General features: G+C 47.8%; 1 protein-coding gene. It reads right to left on the bottom strand.

Going from position 1 to position 1,148, the window contains the following annotated elements; genetic code table 11:
- Window positions 1–1,148, bottom strand: a 1,148-nt coding sequence (locus GMD3S_RS0209470; protein ID WP_029709252.1) for a G5 domain-containing protein, incomplete at both ends; no start/stop codon positions are given.

The following is a 1,148-nucleotide window of genomic DNA, read 5'->3' as shown; positions in this document are numbered from 1 at the left end:
TGGCGCAGGTTTTTCAGTCTCTCTTGGTAGAACATACTCAGGAAGAGTCACAACTGGTGGCGCCTCTGTTCCAACTGAGCTTTGTTTGCTACCTACCTCAATCACTCGATCTTGAGCTGGTGTTGCTTCTGTTTGGAGAACCTTGCGATTGTCACCGTCCACTTCAACATACTCGACTAAGAGACCGTCTTTTCCTTCTGATAGAACTTGCTCTTTTCCTTTGTCTAATTGTGGGTTTTCGCGACGAATAGTCTTGAATGGTACGACCTTATTGACGATTTCCAAGCTTGGAAGTGTAAAGACAAGGTCTTTAACCCCTTCCTCAGGACTTGAAGAAGTAATTGGTTTCTCAGGTTGCGCTGGAGTTTCCGGTTGAGTCGGATTTTCAGGCTGAGCAGGTTTTTCAGGTTGAGCCGGTTTTTCAGGTTGCGCTGGAGTTTCCGGTTGAGCCGGTTTTTCAGGTTGCGCTGGAGTTTCCGGTTGAGTCGGCTTTTCAGGCTGAGCCGGTTTTTCCGGTTGCGCTGGAGTTTCCGGTTGAGTTGGTTGTTCCGGTTGAGCTGGCTTTTCAGGCTGAGCCGGAGTTTCCGGTTGAGTTGGTTTTTCAGGCTGAGCTGGTTTCTCAGGCTGAACTGGATTTTCAGGCTGAGCCGGTTTCTCAGGTTGAGTCGGATTTTCAGGCTGAACTGGTTTTTCAGGTTCAGCAGGTTTCTCAGGCTGAGCTGCTTCGAGCTTGCTGATTTGTTCGAGAGCAGTTTTTAGCGCTTGATTGACTGCTTCCTGAGTTTTAGCTTCTTGGATTGCAGCAATGGCTTGGTCAGCAATGGCTAACAATTGCTTCTTAGCTTCATTGTTGGATCCAAGTTCAGCGACTTTTTTCTTGATAGCTTTTGTCAAGCTGTCCATAGCCTTATCGTACTCAATTTCCGGTTGTTTTGGTTCAGCTGGTTGTTCAGGCTGGCCAGGTTTCTCAGGTTGAACTGGATTCTCAGGTTGAGTTGGTTTTTCAGGCTCAGCAGGTTTCTCAGGTTGAACTGGAGTTTCTGGTTGAGCTGGCTTTTCCGGTTCAGCAGGTTTCTCAGGCTGAGCCGCTTCGAGTTTGTTGATTTGTTCGAGAGCAGTTTCTAGCGCTTTATTGACTGCTTCCTGAG

This window comes from Streptococcus sp. GMD3S (assembly GCF_000298695.2).
Taxonomy (GTDB): Bacteria; Bacillota; Bacilli; order Lactobacillales; family Streptococcaceae; genus Streptococcus.
The sequence above is the reverse complement of the archived record's forward strand: the minus strand, read 5'-3'. Positions and strand labels throughout refer to the sequence as shown.